Annotated in this window: 11 protein-coding genes; 6 read left to right on the top strand and 5 right to left on the bottom strand. The window is 53.2% G+C overall.

Features of this window, described 5'->3' with window-relative positions; genetic code table 11:
- Positions 1-228: 228 nt before the first annotated feature.
- Together QW71_RS28835 and QW71_RS28830 are read right to left on the bottom strand one after the other, a co-directional pair.
- On the bottom strand, positions 229-690 hold the full coding sequence (locus QW71_RS28835) for a Dps family protein (RefSeq protein WP_039307503.1): 462 nt from the start codon (positions 688-690) through the stop codon (positions 229-231).
- A 288-nt stretch (positions 691-978) separates the two neighbouring features.
- Entirely contained in the window at positions 979-1,281 is a 303-nt protein-coding gene (locus QW71_RS28830) for a YunC family protein (RefSeq protein ID WP_039307501.1), read from the bottom strand.
- Between the two features lie 215 nt (positions 1,282-1,496).
- Between QW71_RS28830 and QW71_RS28825 the strand changes: the two genes are divergently transcribed.
- Positions 1,497-2,021 carry a hypothetical protein gene (locus tag QW71_RS28825; protein WP_039307499.1) on the top strand — a complete coding sequence of 175 codons (525 nt, stop codon included), beginning with the start codon at positions 1,497-1,499 and terminating at the stop codon, positions 2,019-2,021.
- Positions 2,022-2,072: 51 nt separating this feature from the next.
- Here the strand turns inward: QW71_RS28825 and QW71_RS28820 are convergent, their stop codons facing one another.
- Entirely contained in the window at positions 2,073-2,450 is a 378-nt protein-coding gene (locus QW71_RS28820) for a DUF423 domain-containing protein (protein ID WP_039307497.1), read from the bottom strand.
- A 164-nt stretch (positions 2,451-2,614) separates the two neighbouring features.
- On the opposite strand from QW71_RS28820, the gene QW71_RS28815 reads away from it, so the two are divergent.
- The gene (locus QW71_RS28815; RefSeq protein ID WP_052770386.1) at positions 2,615-3,076 is read left to right on the top strand and encodes a hypothetical protein; all 462 of its coding nucleotides are present in this window, start codon (positions 2,615-2,617) and stop codon (positions 3,074-3,076) included.
- A gap of 100 nt (positions 3,077-3,176) precedes the next feature.
- Here QW71_RS28815 and QW71_RS28810 read toward each other — a convergent pair whose 3' ends face one another.
- Both QW71_RS28810 and QW71_RS28805 read right to left on the bottom strand, forming a co-directional pair.
- On the bottom strand, positions 3,177-5,834 hold the full coding sequence (locus QW71_RS28810; RefSeq protein WP_052770384.1) for a copper amine oxidase N-terminal domain-containing protein: 2,658 nt from the start codon (positions 5,832-5,834) through the stop codon (positions 3,177-3,179).
- A gap of 260 nt (positions 5,835-6,094) precedes the next feature.
- Complete coding sequence (locus QW71_RS28805; RefSeq protein ID WP_039307495.1) at positions 6,095-7,006, bottom strand: hypothetical protein; 912 nt, start codon at positions 7,004-7,006, stop codon at positions 6,095-6,097.
- 259 nt (positions 7,007-7,265) lie between these two features.
- Between QW71_RS28805 and QW71_RS28800 the strand changes: the two genes are divergently transcribed.
- The 4 genes from QW71_RS28800 (at position 7,266) to yhbH (ending at position 17,652) form a co-directional block, all read left to right on the top strand.
- The gene (locus QW71_RS28800; protein WP_235441581.1) at positions 7,266-7,829 is read left to right on the top strand and encodes a class I SAM-dependent methyltransferase; all 564 of its coding nucleotides are present in this window, start codon (positions 7,266-7,268) and stop codon (positions 7,827-7,829) included.
- 222 nt (positions 7,830-8,051) lie between these two features.
- Positions 8,052-14,699 carry a hypothetical protein gene (locus tag QW71_RS28795; RefSeq protein ID WP_235441580.1) on the top strand — a complete coding sequence of 2,216 codons (6,648 nt, stop codon included), beginning with the start codon at positions 8,052-8,054 and terminating at the stop codon, positions 14,697-14,699.
- The gene (locus tag QW71_RS28790; protein WP_083442772.1) at positions 14,696-16,381 is read left to right on the top strand and encodes a DUF11 domain-containing protein; all 1,686 of its coding nucleotides are present in this window, start codon (positions 14,696-14,698) and stop codon (positions 16,379-16,381) included. Before QW71_RS28795 ends, QW71_RS28790 begins: the two co-directional genes overlap by 4 nt.
- Before the next feature lie 110 nt (positions 16,382-16,491).
- Positions 16,492-17,652, top strand: a complete 1,161-nt coding sequence (gene yhbH, locus QW71_RS28785) for a sporulation protein YhbH (RefSeq protein WP_039307491.1) — start codon at positions 16,492-16,494, stop codon at positions 17,650-17,652.
- Positions 17,653-17,819 lie beyond the last annotated feature (167 nt).

The following is a 17,819-nucleotide window of genomic DNA, read 5'->3' as shown; positions in this document are numbered from 1 at the left end:
TCAAAAAAACCGCTCCCAGCAAGGGTTTGGAATTATGAAATTGTCTCCAATATACAACTATTACTGAATTTCCACTTGGAACTGAATACATTCATTGCTGCAATATTATATGAACTCTCTTCTTTAGTTCGTAGCATAAACAAAGCCTCCCGCATGGTATTATCCCAGGGGAGGCTTTGTTTATACTTTTGTCTCAAACTTACACAGCAAGGATTATCCAGCTATCACTCAGCCCAGGAAAGAGCGCAGCATCCATTGATTCTTCTCAAGATCAGTGCGGATCTTGATGAACAGGTCCGCAGTCGGCTGATCGCTGACTTCTTCCGCCAGTTCGATGCCTTCAGTCAATTCTTCCGCTACTGTAGCGAAATCTTCGATGAGTGCCTGCACCATCCCCCGTGCATCTTCCTTGCCGGTTGCTTCCTGAATAGTGGCAATTTCCAAATATTCTTTCATCGTCGCTGCAGGACTGCCTTTGATACTCAGCAGGCGCTCGGCAACCTCGTCCATTTTGAGCGTGATATCATCGTACAGTTCTTCAAACTTCACATGCAGGGCAAAGAACTGCTCACCTTTCACATACCAGTGATAGTTATGCACTTTCACATATAGAACGTTGAGGTTAGCTACCTGACGGTTAAGTACTTGTTCCAATGAAGCGGTATTTACTTTGTTTGATGCTTTAGCCATGAGTTGATCCCTTCCTTATCCATATATTTTGCCGGCTGCTTGTCCATCATCCGGCTATGCATTAGTCTATTCTCCATTTACCCTTCTGCCCGCAGGGCGAAACAAAGGAGAACACGGGACAAGCAGCTTTTTTCCCGCCGCGTCCTGCCGCTTCCGGTCCTAACCCGTAGGATGAGCCAAGAGTCCTTGCCTTATGCTCCGGGACATGTGAAACAACATAATTATTCTTATCCTCAGACAAAAAGAGGGCCACCGGCCCCCTGCTGAACACGCATCCAGTCTGCTGTCTTACACCATCAGAAGCAGGGCTTCCGCCCCAGTCATGCCCGGAACGATGCCAAGCTTCTCCGCTTCTATTGTAACGGATTCCAGCGGGGCAGCCAGCAGCTGCGGCAATGTGCGTACCCCTACTGCCCGTGCGGCAATAATCTGCCGGTCACTCAGCGTATTATTGAGCAGTCCTATATCCAGCGCCCCGCACATGATATATCCACGGCTTGTGCTGATGCTGAGCAGCGTAGTTTTGGGCAGCTTCACTTCAACCCCGACCAGGACATAATCGCCCACCTGTACAGGCTCCAATGTTACCATTTGCAGCACCTCCTATTATCACGTTCCACGATCTAAGTTATGCGTCCTGCTTCAGCTGCGTGTGGACGATGGTCCTAGTTCCTTTACAAATTAGAGGGGTCATAAGTCCTTAATTCTCTGCCGGAGGGTATATAAATTTTGATTGTTTAATGGTATAGTTTATATACTTTATAAATACTTGATGAATCGTGTTAAACGATAAAGCTGGGGGATTAATGGACAAGAAACTACAACACACCGACGGCAACTATCTCTTCAATGTCGATATCCTGATTAATGCCCGTACTAACCCGCTTGCACTGCAATACTTACTTGAAATGTTGAATAACAGCGATAAAATCACAGATTTCAACATTAACTCCGGTCTGGAGCTTGGAAGAACTATAGACACTCTGCTGCGCTCGGCAAAGCTGGCTCTAAGAAACGAATCTTACACTCCAGCGCCGGTTTCAGTGAAATTGCCAGAGAAGCCTGCGGACAAGCCTGCTGAAAGACCTCCCGTCAAGAAACCGCCAGTTGTCACACCCGCGGAAACGCCGGCAGATGTGTTCGGCAAGATCAGGCAATATATTCAGAATAACCAGCTGGTCCGGCTGAGAGCGAACCGGCACGGGAAGCAGGTATCGATGCCCTGCCGTATTCTGAACTTTGATGAAGGCGCTAACTCGCTAAGCGTGTACCATGTTGACGAGAAGCAGGTGTACACTTTCAATCTCAATGAAATCGACGAATTCTTGTAAGCAAGCCCAAACAAGCACCCGCCCGGGATTCCGGGAACGGGTGCTTGTTTATTAGTCCTTACGCGAGAAAGCCTCCACAGCAAAGCATATCCAGCCGGCAAGGAAGCATACGCCGCCGATGGGTGTAATTGCTCCAAGAATTTTGATCCCGGAGGTGCTGAGGATATACAGGCTGCCGGAGAACAGAATAATTCCGGCACCAATCAGCCGGCCGGCCCAGGCAAGCCGGGCACTCTCTCCCCACTGGCCTGCTGCCAGGCCGATAAGGATCAGAGCCAGTGCGTGAACCATATGATACTGGACACCGGTCTCGTACACTTTCAGGTACTCTTCACTGATTACAGCCTTCAGCATATGTGCGCCGAACGCTCCGATTCCCACGGACAGCATAGCCAGCACAGCTCCCCAGGCTACCAATCTTCGTTGCATGGATATACAGCTCCTTTGTCTCTTGAACTCCTCCTATCTTAACGTATCCGCAGGGCTGATTTCCAGCAGCAGGATTTACGGATATTTCTGCCGTAATACTTGCTTTTAGAGCCATCTTATGGAAAAGTGATACTATCAATCTTTTATCCCAAGGAGTGCAGCCCATGGACCATAATCCTCCACCCAAACCGGAAACCGCACCACCCCGGCCCGCAGAATGGGGCTCATCAGAACAGCCAATACCTGCTGATCCAGCATACGAGTATCAGGAGAACAAACGCGACTTCAAGCACTCAGGCCCCGGCATCGCTTCTTTTGTCATCGCTCTGTTTACTCTGGTCGGTTATGCAATTGCGTTTGTGTATGTTGGTGCACAGGCTTCCTCCATCATGAATGAGAATAATAAGCTGATTGCCGATTCAGCGGAAGCGATTATGTATTTGGGCTTATCCGTGCTGATCCTGGCTGCTGTTAATGTGATCGGAGCTGTCACCGGCATTGTCGGGCTTACGCTCCGCAGACGCCGTAAGGTATTCGCAGTCCTCGGGACCATCATTAACGCCGTTATCCTGCTGGTGTTCATGCTGCTGATTTCCATGGTTCTGGTGAATGCAGGCGCTGCCTAGGCAGGCGTAACGAATTACAAAAAAACACAGCACCTCCCCATGTACTGGAGACGTGCTGTGTTTGTGTTTTTCAGCTTTTTTCACAGCTTAGAATCGGCAGTTATAGCTCAAACTCCTCGCTTGAATCTGAAAGACCGCCATTCTGCACACCATAATTATTGGCTACGGCAAGAACGTACACCTTGTATTTAATCCCGCTGGCAATTGCATTTCCGTTCACATCTCTGGCTGCAGCTGCAACTGTCGGATTCGATCCGTTTGGAGCCACCGCCTTATACTGTGAAGCCGGCACTCCGAGCGCATCCGCTGCACCAAACCCTTGCTTGGAAGGGACTACGTATACCCGGTATTCCAGGATATTAGCCTCGTTCGATGATTTGGTGAAGCCGATCAGAAGGTTACCTTTGTCCACACTATAAGTTACATTCGTAACAGAGGTGAGTGGGGTTTTGCCGGCCAGGGTAATCACTGACGATTCTCCGGACAACACGTTCGGGCCTGCATAATTCGCAATTCCAACGGACAACACATACACTTTATAGCTGATTCCATCTTTGATTGTAGTACCGCGCACATCTCTGGCTGAGGAGTCTAAAATTGTGCTGGTGCTATTGCCGGATGTACCTGCTGAAGTGTACGTGGAGACATTATTCGCATCAGACAAGCTGAAGCTGCTGTAATAGGATGTAGGCACCACCAGAATCCGGTACTCTCTGATGTAGGTTTCATCCGAAGCATGAGTAAATGACACCTTCAGATCACGGCCGTCACCGAAGTCCGTAACATCGCTGACAGCGAGGCCGGAAACTGTGCTCACACTTGAGGAATTCAATAACGTAATTACCGATGAAGCTGACGAAAGTACACCTGAACCTGTGTAACTTCCGCTTCCAATGGATAATACATACACCCGGTAACTGATCTCATTCTTAAGCAGATTCCCGCGCACATCTCTGGCGGAGGAACTTAATACCTGGCTGGTCGTGGAGCCCGATGTACCTACTGATGAATAATTTGCACTTGATACATTATTCGCGTCAGACAAGCTGAAGCTGCTGTAATAGGATGTTGGCACCACCAGAATCCGGTACTGGCTGACATAAGTCTCATCTGACGCATGGGTGAATGACACCCTCAGATCGCGGCCATCCCCATTATCGTTAACGTCGGTCACACTCAGGTTAGTCACAGCACTCATGCTGAAATCATTCCATAGCGTAATTTCGGCAGAGGCAGGAGAAAGAATATTGGATCCTGCATTAATCCCGTTTCTGACAGATAAAATATACACTTTATAATTGATTCCGCTCTTCAGCAGCGTCCCGCGCACATCTCTGGTGGACGAGGTCAGCACTAGACTGGTAGAAGAACCTGAAGTGCTCACAGCAGTATAGTTGGCTCCCGATACATTATTCGCCTCAGACAGGCTGTAGCTGCTGTAATAGGATGTAGGCACCACCAGAATCCGGTACTGGCTGATATACGTTTCGTCAGCGGCATGGGTAAAGGACACCTTCAGGTCACGGCCGTCATTATAGTCGTTAACGTCAGTGACATACAGGCTCGAGATCCCGATGCTGGACAGGGTAACCGGAGACGAAGCAGCGGATAACACATTATTGGCGGTATTGCTGCTGTCAACAGCCATGGCGAATACCCGGTAGCTTACCCCTGTCTGAATCAGTGCTCCGTCTGTATCCCTGGCACCTGAGGAAAGAATCTGGGCAAGATTAGCACCTGTCTTGGTGACTTGTGTGTAATAGGCACTGACGACAGAATTGGCTTTGGCCAGGTTAAAGGCTGAATAGTTAGCCGCTTTAACCACAAATATCCGGTAAGAGCTTATCTTGGTCTCATCTGCCAGCTTGTTAAAGCTGACAGACAGATCGCGCCCGTCACCGTAATCGCCATTATCGGTCACTTGTACATTGCTTATTACCGGTGCAATGTTATTGGTCAGAGTAAGGGTGGAAGAACTGCCGGAAAGCGCGCTGATGTTACTTCCTTTGCCTACCGTAAGGACATAAGCCATATACCCTTGACTGCTTTTAATTACTTCTCCATCTGCCGTTCTCGAAGCAGCTGTCAGTTTAATCACAGGATTGGCGCCTGTTACCATAACTGAGGAGTAATTAGATGCAGGTACAGCAAGTGCTGACGACAGATCAAGCGAATTCCCCGCCTTGACGATCAGAACGCGGTAATGGTCCACCAGGGACTCATTGGCCACCCGGTTGAAGCTGATCTGCAGGTCGCGTCCATCACCGAAATCACTGATATCCTGCGTGGTTACGCCGGATACCGGAGCAGTATTAACACCGGCCGGTACCGGAGTGGTTACCGTCACAACCTTGGTGGTCTGATTCCAGCCCACTTTCCGGCCCAGCGCTTCACTTACGAACCGCGTCGGAACCATTGTTCTGCCCTTCAAATTCTGACCGGGCACATCCAGGCTTACAGACTGATTATTAATCGTAGCTGTCTTGGAGCCGATCTTCAATATAACCGTTGTACCCTCCTGCACCGCCGTTACGGTCTGCGTCTTCTGATCCCACTTGATAGCGGCATTGAAGGCTTCGAAGATTGCACGCAGCGGCACCATCGTCCGTCCGTTCACCATTACCGGAGGCTGATCCGTAGACAACTGGACTCCGTCAATAATGATGCGGATTGGTGTGACTGCCGCCTTGGCCTGGGATTGAAATAGTAACGGAACTATCAACAACCCTACTACAATAGAAATCCATAACTTCTTCACAAACTCATCCTCCCAGATAGGAAAAAAATCTCATATATTTCTAACTCTTTGACGTAAGATCACGGGTAAAAGTTTCTCGCAAACCGGTTACAAAAAAATATTCTTTTGGAGGTTAAATCATGCCGCAGGCAAGCGAAAACGGTAGCGCCCCTTTAATAAGGACACTACCGTTTCCGCGGTAAAGATTAGGATAATGGATGGCGCGAAGCCTATACATTCTTATCTTGTAAGCTGGCGGTGCCGCTTCGCTGCTCCGTGCTTCACTGATTAACCAGTGAATCCAGTGAAGCATACACATGAGGCCCGAAGCCTTCCGAGGCTTCACGCTGCGGAATGTTCAGCTTGATGAGATAGCCTTGGCCGTCAACTTCCTTCACTGCAACCTGGCGGGTCAGGCCAGAGCCCATTGCGGTAAGATACAAGCGGATGCCGGACATCCGCCGGTCCCGCTCTTCCCGGGTAAGCGCCGTAACCTTGCCTGTAGCCGCAAGCTCAGCCTTCCCCTCTTGCTCTATGGCATCCAGATTGAAATCGGCAGGAAGCTTGATAATTTCGGCGTAATACCCCGGGTCTACCTTCATCGCCAGCTTGCCGCTAGCTGCGTCAAAGCTGAAGATATCAAATACATACAGGGAGTACCCTTCTCCTTCGGCAAGTGCCGCCGTCTTCTCTTCCTCCATCCCTTCCAGTGTCAGCCTGAAGGTCCGAGTATCCGGGAGCGCACTGGCCGCCGGCGCGGTCCCTCCGCCCTCTGCCTTGGACAGGCTGGACAACACACGCTGGACCGCGGTCCCATCGCTTCCGACCACTTTTTCCACATACGCAAAAACCACGGCATCATCCATTTCAAGCAGCTCCGGCGCATCCTCCGTGCCGGCACCCAGCTCAAAGGCTGTGGGTCCTTCTTCAGTCTCAATCTCTACGGAATGATTATCAATCTGTCCGATATACACACCGGATCCCTGAATAACCTGTGCCTCTGCAGCTCCGGTCGGACTTGGCGGGAGAGCAGGGCTGGGGCTCGGCGCAGCTGCGCTCTCTACAGGTGCAGATGTCGGGCCCGCTGACGGTAGTCCCGGCGCTTCAGCCGGATGATTCCCGCCGCAGGCGGTTAAGGCCAGCATTAGTACAGCGACTGCTGCAATAGCAGGCAGCGAACGTTGTGATCTCATAGCCTTACCTCCTCCATATCTCACGGTAAGCCCTGAGTCTGCTGCTTACCTTATTAACGATTACCCCAAAGGCCGGGGGGCATAAACTTGCCGGACGGGGCTGGGCATCCGCCGTACGCACAGAACCGCAGATTTAATACAATGATGGAGAGCCTTATTCAGCACCTTGAAGGAGTGATTTCCCCTGAGAATCGATATCGGCTGCGGTCCCGGCAAAGAATCCGGTTATCTGGGAATCGACCGCAAGTTATACCCCGGTGTGGATATTGTCTGCGATATTTGCGAGGGCATTCCCCTGCCTGATAATACCGCCGAATTCGTGATGGCCAGCCGGGTAATGCCCTATGTAAACGACTTGTTTGCAGCATTGTCCGAGATTCACAGAATCAGCACGCATAAAGCGGTTGTCTGCATTCTCTCACCCTATGCCCATAGTTTCCCGCATATCTCCAACCCTATGTTCAAACAGAAGTTTGACGAATATACACCCCGTTATCTGACCGGCAGCTTTTTTCAGCCTTCGCTCAGCCCAATCTCGCCGGAGATTCCAGACTATCCGGCCCCTGCGCCGCCGTTCGATTTCAGACTGCTGCGGATGGAGCTGTTCTATCAGTATCCTTTTGACGACTCGCTCTATGAGACGGAGGAACTGGAGGTGCTCAAGACGCTGCAGTCCAACGTCGTCCATGAAATCATGTATCATTTTGCCGTAATTAAGCAGGAGATCAGCCGGGAAGAGCTGGAAGCAATGAGCAGAAAAGTCTATCCAGAACCGCGCGCGCTGTTCGACCGCCGGCTCCGGTCGCAGAACAGACATAATTAATGAAAAAGAATCGCAAATGGACATACAATAATGCCCGGCACCGCACATAGGCTAATACCACACAAGAAAGATGGCACATCGACCTCAAGCAGGAGTCGGTCTGCTTTTTTTCGTTGTCTTCCTATTTGTATTCAGCACTCCCAAAAGGAGGTGAAAATCATTCCTCTAGTCGTTCGGTCTACGGTTAATGCAACAGGTGCCATTACTTTTACAGGTAATACATTGGGGTTAAGCCGGTCCGAAACGCTTGGGGTTCCGGGTACCCAGGATAGTATCGGGGCCTTCTCCACGGTAAATACAGCCTCCATATTCGGCACTTATCCTGCTGGCACTACAAATCTGTACCTGAGCAACAGTTCAGCAGCGGTCCTGGTGCTTCCGGCGGGAAGCACGGTCCTGTATGCAGAACTGATCTGGGGCGGTTCCTATGTTAACGGGAACGTCAACCTCAGTGCGGCGATCAACAATCCCGTTTCTTTCATAACACCGCTCGGCAACACGGTCAGCGTGTCCCCCGACGCAGCCACTGCCAATTCCGTAGATCTGGGAGGCGGAGCGCTCGCGTATGTCCGTTCCGCCAATGTGACAAGCATTATTCAAGCCTCTGGAGCCGGAACCTATATCACCGGAGGCGTAGTCGGCACCATCGTTATCAACGGTGATGCTACTGCCAATCATGCGGGGTGGACGCTCGCTGTCATCTACCAGAATCCGTCACTCCCTTTCCGCAACATGTCTCTGCGGGCGGGGGCCGTACTTGTCCAGTCCACCTCTGCCCCGGTTGTCACAACAATTACCGGATTTGCCACACCTGTCACAGGAGCACTCGGCGGCCGCATCATGTTCAGTGCCCAGGAAGGAGATGCCAACCGTTCAGGGGATCAGGCGCTCTTCGGGCCTACCCCTGCGACCCAGGTCGCTTTGTCAGGCCCAAACAACTTTGCGAACAACTTCTTCGCTTCACAGATCAATAATGATACCGGCAACCTGAATACCACCGGCACGTTCGGAAACCGTAACCAGACTAACGGCAGTCCCGGCTCCAACATTGTCGGCGGCCGGCAGGGCTGGGATATCACGAACGTGGATGTTGGCGCGCGCCTGGTTAACAATCAGTCCTCGGCTTTGCTGACACTGACTACGTCGGGCGATGCCTACGTGGTTAACGCTAACGGGTTGCAGATTGATATCAATGCACCCAGAATCTCATTAACCAAGGCTTCCAATGTCGCCGGTACAATCGTTGGTGATCTGGTCACGTACACCGTTACCGTCAGCAATACCGGTACAGCAAGTGCCGCAAGTGTTGTACTATCAGACACATTGCCGGCGGGTCTTACCTTTGTTGCAGGAACCGTGGTCGTAGCCGGTGTTGCCAGGCCGACTTTTGACATTACCTCAGGCATCCCTCTCGGCTCTCTGGCTCTGGGTACTTCAATCACGATTACATATCAAGCCAGGGTCACATCCTTGCCAAACCCGCAAATTGTCGCCAATACAGCCAATGCCGCGTTCACCTTCCAAAGTGTGGCCGGCGGCCCGATTGTAAGCGGGGTTATTCCATCCAATACAAGCTCGCTGCCGGTCTATTCTCCGGTTCTTGGCATCGTCAAAAGCGCCAATACGACCAACGCCACCGTCGGTGATCAGATTCTCTATACGCTGCAGATTGCTAACACCGGCAACATCGGCGCCACAACTACGCTTACTGACAACATTCCTGCGGGCAGCACCTATGTTCCGGGAAGCTTTACGGTCAACGGTACTCCGGTAGCAGGTAATCCCGCCGCCGGCATTCCTATCGGCACCATTGCTGCCGGTGCAACCTCAACTGTGCAATTTCGTGTACTGGTAAACAGTCTGCCCTCGCCTCCGCAGCTGGTCGATCAGGCCACGGCAGCCTATACCTTTATCGTTCCCGACGGCCGGACCGTTTCCGGCACGGCAGCCTCCAATACGCTGACCATACCGGTGAGGCTGCCAAGTGTCGCCATCGTCAAAAGCGCCAGCTTCCCGGATGTTGCCGTAGGCGACACCCTGCTGTATACATCAGTAGTCACTAACAACGGAATTGTTGCAGTCACGAATGTCGTCCTTTCTGATCCGGTACCCGCCGGCAGCACCTTCGTACCCGGAAGTGTCGTTGTAGCCGGGAGTGCGCGGCCGACTGCTGATCCGGCTTCCGGGATTACCATCGGAACCATCGCTCCGGGGGCCAGCGTAACCGTTACGTTCCAGGTGAATGTCACCTCCGTGCCGGGAAGCAGCCAGCTCTCCAACCAGTCGTCCGCTTCGTACAGCTCGGGAGCATTTAATGCAATCACCCAGTCGAATACAACCCTAACCCCTGTATATCAACCCGTAATCGGTATTGTCAAAAGCGCGAGTCCGGGCAGCGCGACGGTCGGGGGCAATGTGCAGTATACGCTGCTGGTGAGGAACACAGGCAACCTCGCAGCAACGGTGAGCTTGACCGACACTATTCCGGCCGGGTCCGTCTTCGTTGCCGGAAGTGTTATGGTGAATGGCGTTGTCCGCCCGGCAGACTCACCCGTTAGCGGAATCCCGCTGGGGTCCGTAGCACCCGGGGCAAGCTTTACTGTGACTTTTCTGACTTCGGTTCAATCTCTGCCTTCTCCGGCAACCTTGACCGACCAGGGAAGCAGCAGCTATACGTACCAGCTGCCCAGCGGACGTGCCCTGTCCGGCGGAAGTGTGTCGAACACGGTTACCATTCCGGTATCTGCACCTAACATCATGCTGCTTAAGAGCGCCAATGTCACCGCTATAGCAGTAGGTGAATATCTCACCTACACCGTGTCGGTATCCAACCCCAGCGGTGTGGCGGTTAACAATGTCGTTCTGTCCGATCCCTCCCCTGCCGGGAGCGCCTTTGTAGGGGGAACCGTCACGGTGAACGGGGCTGCTGTACCGTCTGCGAATCCGAATGCCGGGATCGCCCTGGGTACGCTTGCTGCCGGAGCAACGAGTATTGTAGTCTTCCAGGTCAACGCCACTTCTGTTCCAAGCCCGCCTCAGCTGAATAACCGGGCGAGCGCTTCTTTCACAGCGGGTGCATTCGGCGGAACAGCTCTTTCGAACACTATACTTACTCCAGTCTTCACCCCGGTGATTGGGCTAGTCAAAAGCTCCAGCCCTGCACAAGCATCGGTGGGCAGTCTGCTCTCCTTCTCCATATTCGCCAGCAATACCGGCAATATTGCCGCAACCCTGAATCTGACCGACATTCTGCCGCCGCAAACGGTCTTCGAGACCAACAGTGTTAGCGTAGGCGGAACGCCGCTGCCCGGCTTCAGCCCGCTGACCGGAATTCCGGTAGGCCCGCTTGCTCCCGGAGACAGCGTCACCGTCAGTTTTCTGGTTACCGTTACGTCACTGCCGCCGAACCAGCAGCTGGTCAATTCAGCGGCCGCCTCCTATACCTTCACGCTGCCGGACGGACGGCAGCTCGGCGGAAATACCGTATCGAACGCTTTGACTGTTCCCGTCTCTGCCCCCAATGTCAGTGTTGTCAAAAGCGTGAATGCCATCGATGCCGTGACCGGCGACATTCTTACGTTCACCTCCGTGCTGACCAACAACAGTATTACATCTGTCAGCAATATCATTCTCAGCGATCCTCTGCCTGAGAATGCGGCTTTCATTCCCGGAACCGTAATTGTAGGCGGCGTCTCCCAGCCGCTGGCAGTTCCGTCCGCCGGCATTCCAATCGGCAGTCTGGGCCCAGGGGCAACAGTTGCCGTAACATTCGAGGTGAGGATAACAATGCCGATTCCTTCACAGGTCAATAACCAGTCAACCGTCAGTTTCACCTCCGGGGTCTTCTCCGGCTCTTCATCTTCCAACGTCACTACCACACCGGTAACGCAGCCGCAGATCACGCTTGCCAAAAGCGCCAATGACCTGAACGCCACAGTCGGCGACACGGTCATCTATACCATCCTTGTCAGCAATGCCGGCAATGTTGCGGCCAATGTAACGTTAACCGACAATATTCCGGCCGGCACCGTTTTTGATCCGAACAGCGTCATTGTCGGCGGCTTCCCTCAGCCGGGCGCAGCACCGGATACAGGCATTGCTGTCGGGGTTGTCGATCCCGGCGCCAGTGTGTCTGTCAGCTTCACCGTCTTCATTGTCTCCCTGCCATCACCGCAGCAGCTTGTGAATCAGGCGGCTTCCACCTACACCTTCACGCCGCCGGACGGGCGGCTGCTGAACGGAAGTGCCGTCTCCAACACTGTAACGATCGCTGTCTCCGCTCCTAATCTGGCGGTTGTTAAGAGCACGACTTCAACCTCGGTGGCAATCGGCGATACTATCGCCTATTCCGTAAGCATCACGAACAACGGAATAGACCCGGTTAATAATGTAGTGCTTAGCGATCCAACGCCCGATGGGACAGCCTTCGTGCCGGGCAGCGTATCTGTAAATGGCGTGCCATTTCCAAATGCCAACCCGGCTTCCGGAATTTCAATCGGCACGCTTGCATCCGGTGCATCTTCCGTAGTCTCCTATAGTGTCACGGTAACATCCGTACCAGCTAATGCCTCAATAAATAATCAGGCTTCGGTAACTTACACTTCAGGTGTCTTTACAGGCTCCACCTTCTCTAACCCTGTGGCGGTCCCCGTCTTCCAGCCGAATATCGCCGCTGTCAAAACCGCCAACACCGCGAACGCAACGGTGGGCGATACAGTGACCTACACTATAACTGTCAGCAATACAGGCAACTACGCAGCTAGTCTGACAGTAACGGACAACATCCCAGCCGGGACTACTTTTGAGGAAAACAGTGTTCTGATCAACGGGCTGCCTCTGCCGCAGGCCAACCCCACCACCGGAATTGCCGCTGGAACTATCGCCGCCGGAGCAACCGTCGCTGTCTCATTCTCGGTGGTGATCACTTCAATGCCTACACCGCAAACACTGGTTAATCAGGGAACGGTGGCCTACAGCTTCACCTTGCCTGACGGAAGAACCCTTGGCGGATCGGCGCTCACCAACACACTGACCATCCCTGTCTCGAATCCGAATCTCGCGGTCGTCAAAACGACCACAACCACCGCTACCAATGTTGGCGATACGATTACGTATTCGGTCAGTCTGACCAATAACGGGATCGCTACCGTTAACAATGTCGTATTTACAGATGCCTTACCTGCAGGAACGGCCTTTATTCCCGGCAGTGTAGTGGTGGACGGCGTCCCTCGTCCGGCTGCTTCACCTTCTACCGGGGTAACAATAGGCAGCATCGCTCCAGGCGCTTCAGTAACTGTAGTTTTCAGTGTGACAGTAACGTCCCTCCCTGTTTCGGGAGTGCTTAACAATCAGTCATCGGTCAGCTTCACTTCCGGGGCACTGTCCAGTGTTGCCTTCTCGAACATTGTAACCACTCCGGTCTTCCAGCCGATTATTGCGGCAGCCAAAAGCTCAAACTCTGTAAATGCAACCGTTGGAGACACCATTACTTATACTGTCAATGTCAGCAATTCGGGGAACTATGCGGCGGCTGCCACTCTGACCGATACGATTCCTGCAGGTACAACGCTTGTTCCTAACAGCGTGCTGATCAACGGCTTCCCGGCACCGGGTGCTGATCCCGCCACCGGAATCCCTCTGGGTTCGGTTGCTGCAGGTGCATCGCTGGCGGTAACATTCTCTGTCGTCATTACTACACTGCCGGCCAGCCAGCAGCTCAACAACCAGGCCATCATCGCCTTCAGCTATACGCTTCCTGACGGACGGACCTTCAACCAGTCGGCCAGCTCGAACATCAATCAGATTTCGGTATCATCGCCAAATGTACTCGTTGTCAAAAGCACTACTGTAACCGATGCAGTTGTGGGAGATACCGTTCCATACAGCATTAGCGTTACCAACAGCGGCATAGCGCCGATCAATAATGTTGTACTGAGCGACCCGATTCCGGCAGGCTCTACCTTTGTTGCCGGAAGCGTAGTTGTGGACGGTACTCCGCTGCCGGGAGCGAATCCGGCCAACGGTATTTCACTGGCAACAGTGGCCCCGGGCGCGACGGTCCTGGTTACATTCAATATTCTGGTCAACTCCCTGCCTAATCCGGCCATCCTGAACAACCAGGCTTCGGTAAGCTTCACTTCCGGTGCTTTCTCTGGCGCATCTTATTCCAACAATCTCATTACTCCGGTATTCCAGCCGATCATCGGCATTCTAAAAGCTGCGGATACGGCCAATGCGACGGTTGGAGATACCGTGACCTATTCCTTCAACGTTACCAATTCAGGCAATCTGCCAGCTGTCGTAACCTTAACAGACTCTATCCCGCCGGGAGCTGTATTCATTCCGAACAGCGTACTGGTCAACGGCCAGCCTGTTCCGGGTGCAGACCCGGCTACCGGAATTAATCTCGGCACCATCGCAGCCGGAGCTACAGTCCTCGTGACAGTCACCCTGCAGGTCACGGTAGCTTCCCTGCCTTCTCCGCAGCAGCTCGTGAACCAGGCCGCCGCCACCTTCACCTTCACACCGCCGGATGGCCGTCTGCTCTCAGGTTCTGCACTGTCGAATACACTGATTATCCCTGTCTCTTCACCGGACGTAACAGCAGTCAAGAGCACTCCTGCAATCGATGCGGTAGTAGGCGACATTATTACCTATACCATTGTTGTGACCAACAACGGCATCGTTCCCGTCAACAATGTTGTACTGGTTGACCCGATTCCGGCAGGCAGCCAATTTGTCGTTGGCAGTGTTGCCGTAGACGGAGTCTTCCGCCCGGGTGCGAACCCGGCTGCCGGTGTAGTCATCGGCACGATTGCCGCCGGTGCGTCCACTACAGTAACCTTCCAGGTTCAGGTCATTGTAATATGACAGAAGGCTCACGGCTTCAACCTGTCGTAAGCAACCAGTCCATGGTACTATTCAGCTCGGCAGAGGGTATTAACGCCATTACCTATTCCAATACCGTCAATACTCCCGTCGTGGGCCCTGTTCTATCCCTTCTCAAGCTTACGGATCACACGAGCGCCTCCCTGGGGGAGACGCTCGTCTACACCGTATTCGCCAAGAACAGCGGCAATACGCCCGCACTGCTCACCATCGTTGATGTCCTTCCTGCGGGTGTATCCTTTATTGTCAACAGTGTGCTTAGAGACGGAGTCCCCCTTCCGGGGGTCACTCCGTCTACCGGTATACCGGTAGGCACACTCTCTCCGCATTCCGGAGTTATGATCGCCTTCCAGGTCATTGTAGTATCGCTCCCGCCTTCTCTGGCCTTGCACAACAGGGCAGTCGGCACCTATTCCTTCTCCACACCCGAAGGAAGAACGGTGCGCGGGGAGGTCCGCTCCAACCCGGTGACTGTCTCCCTGCTCTCTTATCAGTTGTCCACGCTTCTCTCTGCCAGCACACCCACTACCTTTGTCGGCGATGCCGTGACGTATACACTGCAGCTCAGAAATGAAGGTACCCGGCCGCTGGCCGGGGTTATCGCCACCATTCTGGTTGCGGAAGGTGCTATATTCATCCCCGGCAGCGTTATTGCAGGCGGGGTCTACCAGCCCGAGGCCGACCCGGCCCTTGGCATCAGGCTGGGTTCCTTGAGTACAGGCTCGGCTGCCGAGATTTCCTTCCGTGTGCGGGTGGCTGCAATCCCTCCGGACCCGGTATTGCCGGCGAAGGCGGTGGTCACCTATGAGGTCAATGACAGCAGGAATACCGCTGAGAGCAATACAGTACTCATAACGGTCGTCCAGCCGGGAGTATCCGCCAGCTTGAAGGTAGATCTCTACAGTGCCGCTCCCGGCGATAATCTGCGGTATGAGTTCACCGTGCGCAACAACGGAAACCTGGCTGTAGAGGCTCTGTTGACCGACTTCATTCCGGCAAATGTTCTATTCATCTGGGATAGCATCCATATTGACGGTGTTCCCCGGAAGGGAATACGGCCCGCGGACGGCATTCCGCTCGGAACGGTAAGAGCAGGCTCGGCGGTAAGGGTTGATTGTCTCGTATCCATTCCGGGCGCTACCGATGTCCGCCAGACTCCGGCCATCCAGAACCAGGGCAGTGTCCAATACACGTTCACCCTTCCGGATGGACGCAATGTCCGGCAGATCGCCCGGACCAACGCTGTGACTACGCTGCTGTTCTCGCCAATCGTCTCCATTCAAATGCAAGGGGAGCCGCCGGTTGTCGAGCCTGGAAGCATTGCCGAATTCCGGACCCTTGTCACCAACAGCGGGAATTATCCGGCAGAAGTCTCTGTGGTCCGGATTGTGCCGCAAGGAGCAGTAATTGATCCGGATATCGTTACCATCAGCGCCATCACTGTACCCGAAACCCCGTACAGCGGAACTGTGGCACTGGGAACACTGCAGCCCGGGCAGACCGTCACCCTCACTTATTTTGTGAAAATCAACCTTGATTATATGGGCACATCGCTTCAGGGATCCTCGACCGCCCTGTATTTATTCACGATAGACGGACGCAGATACTCCGGCGAAGCCCGCTCGAACAGCTATAAACTGCACATTGAGGAAATCAGTGAATAATACAGCTCACATATCCCCCATCCCCATGAATATACTTTAGTTACAACCAGCCGCACCCGTCACAAGCGTAGCCTGTACCAATTTCAGAGAATCATGGGAGGTGGTCATCCTTGCCCCAGCCAACCGGTCCATACGCCTTTGTTGTGTCTAAAGAAGACTGGTCCCTTCACCGCAAAGGCCATCAGGATCAGGAGCGTCACCAGCAAAAGGTCAGAGAAGCCATTAAGGATAATCTGCCGGATCTCGTTACTGAGGAGAACATTATTTTGTCGGGCGGCAAGCAGATTGTAAAGGTGCCGATCCGCAGTCTGGATGAATACCGGATTATCTATAATTTTCGCAAGCAGAAGCATGTCGGCCAGGGGGACGGGGAGAGTCAGGTAGGCGATGTGCTCGGCCGCGATTCGCAGTCCGCCCAGCCGGGCAAAGGTGACAAGGCGGGGGATCAGCCCGGGCAGGATACCGTCGAAGCCGAAGTGGATATTGAGGATCTGGAGGATATTCTGTTCCAGGATATGGAGCTTCCCCACCTGAAGCCGAAGGACAAGGAAGAAATCGAGGTTAAGTCCATCGTCTTCAACGATATCCGCAAAAAAGGCATGATGTCGAACATAGACAAAAAACGCACACTGATGGAGAATCTCCGGCGCAACGCCAGCAGCGGGAATCCGGGAATTCACAGCATCAGCCCGGACGATCTGCGCTACAAAACATGGGATGACATTACGGTTCCCCATTCCAATGCCGTAATTATTGCGATGATGGACACCTCAGGCTCCATGGGCACTTTTGAAAAATACTGCGCACGCAGCTTCTTCTTCTGGATGACCCGCTTTCTGCGCCGCCAGTATGAGAAGGTGGACATTGTATTCCTGGCCCATCATACCGAGGCCAAAGAGGTCAGCGAGCAGGACTTCTTCACGCGCGGCGAGAGCGGCGGCACCATCTGCTCCTCGGCTTACCAGAAGGCACTGGAGATTATCGACAGCCGCTATCCTCCGGCCAAATACAACATTTACCCCTTCCATTTCTCGGATGGCGACAACCTGACCTCCGACAATGAACGCTGCGTCAAGCTGATCGGGGAACTCCTGAAGCGCAGCAACATGTTCGGCTATGGCGAGGTGAACCAGTACAACCGCAGCAGCACACTGATGTCCGCCTACCGCCACCTGAAGCAGGAGCAGTTCATGCATTATGTCATTAAGGATAAGAAGGAAGTCTATCAGGCGCTGAAGACGTTTTTCGGTAAAAAAACAACCGGTGCTTAAGCTGAGGTGTTTCCCGTGGCTTACAGCAACAAGAATGATCAACGTCATGCAGGATGCTTATTTCGGCATTGTTCCCCCTCCGTCTGCTATCCAGGCCAAAAAGCATCCCCTTGCGAGCTTTTCATCCATCGCAAGGGGATGCTTTTTGCTTTTTGCTTTTTGCTTTT

This window comes from Paenibacillus sp. IHB B 3415 (assembly GCF_000802655.2).
Classification (GTDB): Bacteria; Bacillota; Bacilli; order Paenibacillales; family Paenibacillaceae; genus Paenibacillus_AQ; species Paenibacillus_AQ phytohabitans.
This window is presented reverse-complemented; position numbering and strand designations above follow the sequence as displayed.

Coding starts and splice junctions, on each gene's coding strand:
- QW71_RS28830 (WP_039307501.1), bottom strand. CDS start 1,281: ATGGTAACATTGGAGCCTGTACAGGTGGGCGATTATGTCCTGGTCGGG.
- QW71_RS28825 (WP_039307499.1), top strand. CDS start 1,497: ATGGACAAGAAACTACAACACACCGACGGCAACTATCTCTTCAATGTC.
- QW71_RS28820 (WP_039307497.1), bottom strand. CDS start 2,450: ATGCAACGAAGATTGGTAGCCTGGGGAGCTGTGCTGGCTATGCTGTCC.
- QW71_RS28835 (WP_039307503.1), bottom strand. CDS start 690: ATGGCTAAAGCATCAAACAAAGTAAATACCGCTTCATTGGAACAAGTA.
- QW71_RS28805 (WP_039307495.1), bottom strand. CDS start 7,006: ATGAGATCACAACGTTCGCTGCCTGCTATTGCAGCAGTCGCTGTACTA.
- QW71_RS28815 (WP_052770386.1), top strand. CDS start 2,615: ATGGACCATAATCCTCCACCCAAACCGGAAACCGCACCACCCCGGCCC.
- QW71_RS28790 (WP_083442772.1), top strand. CDS start 14,696: ATGACAGAAGGCTCACGGCTTCAACCTGTCGTAAGCAACCAGTCCATG.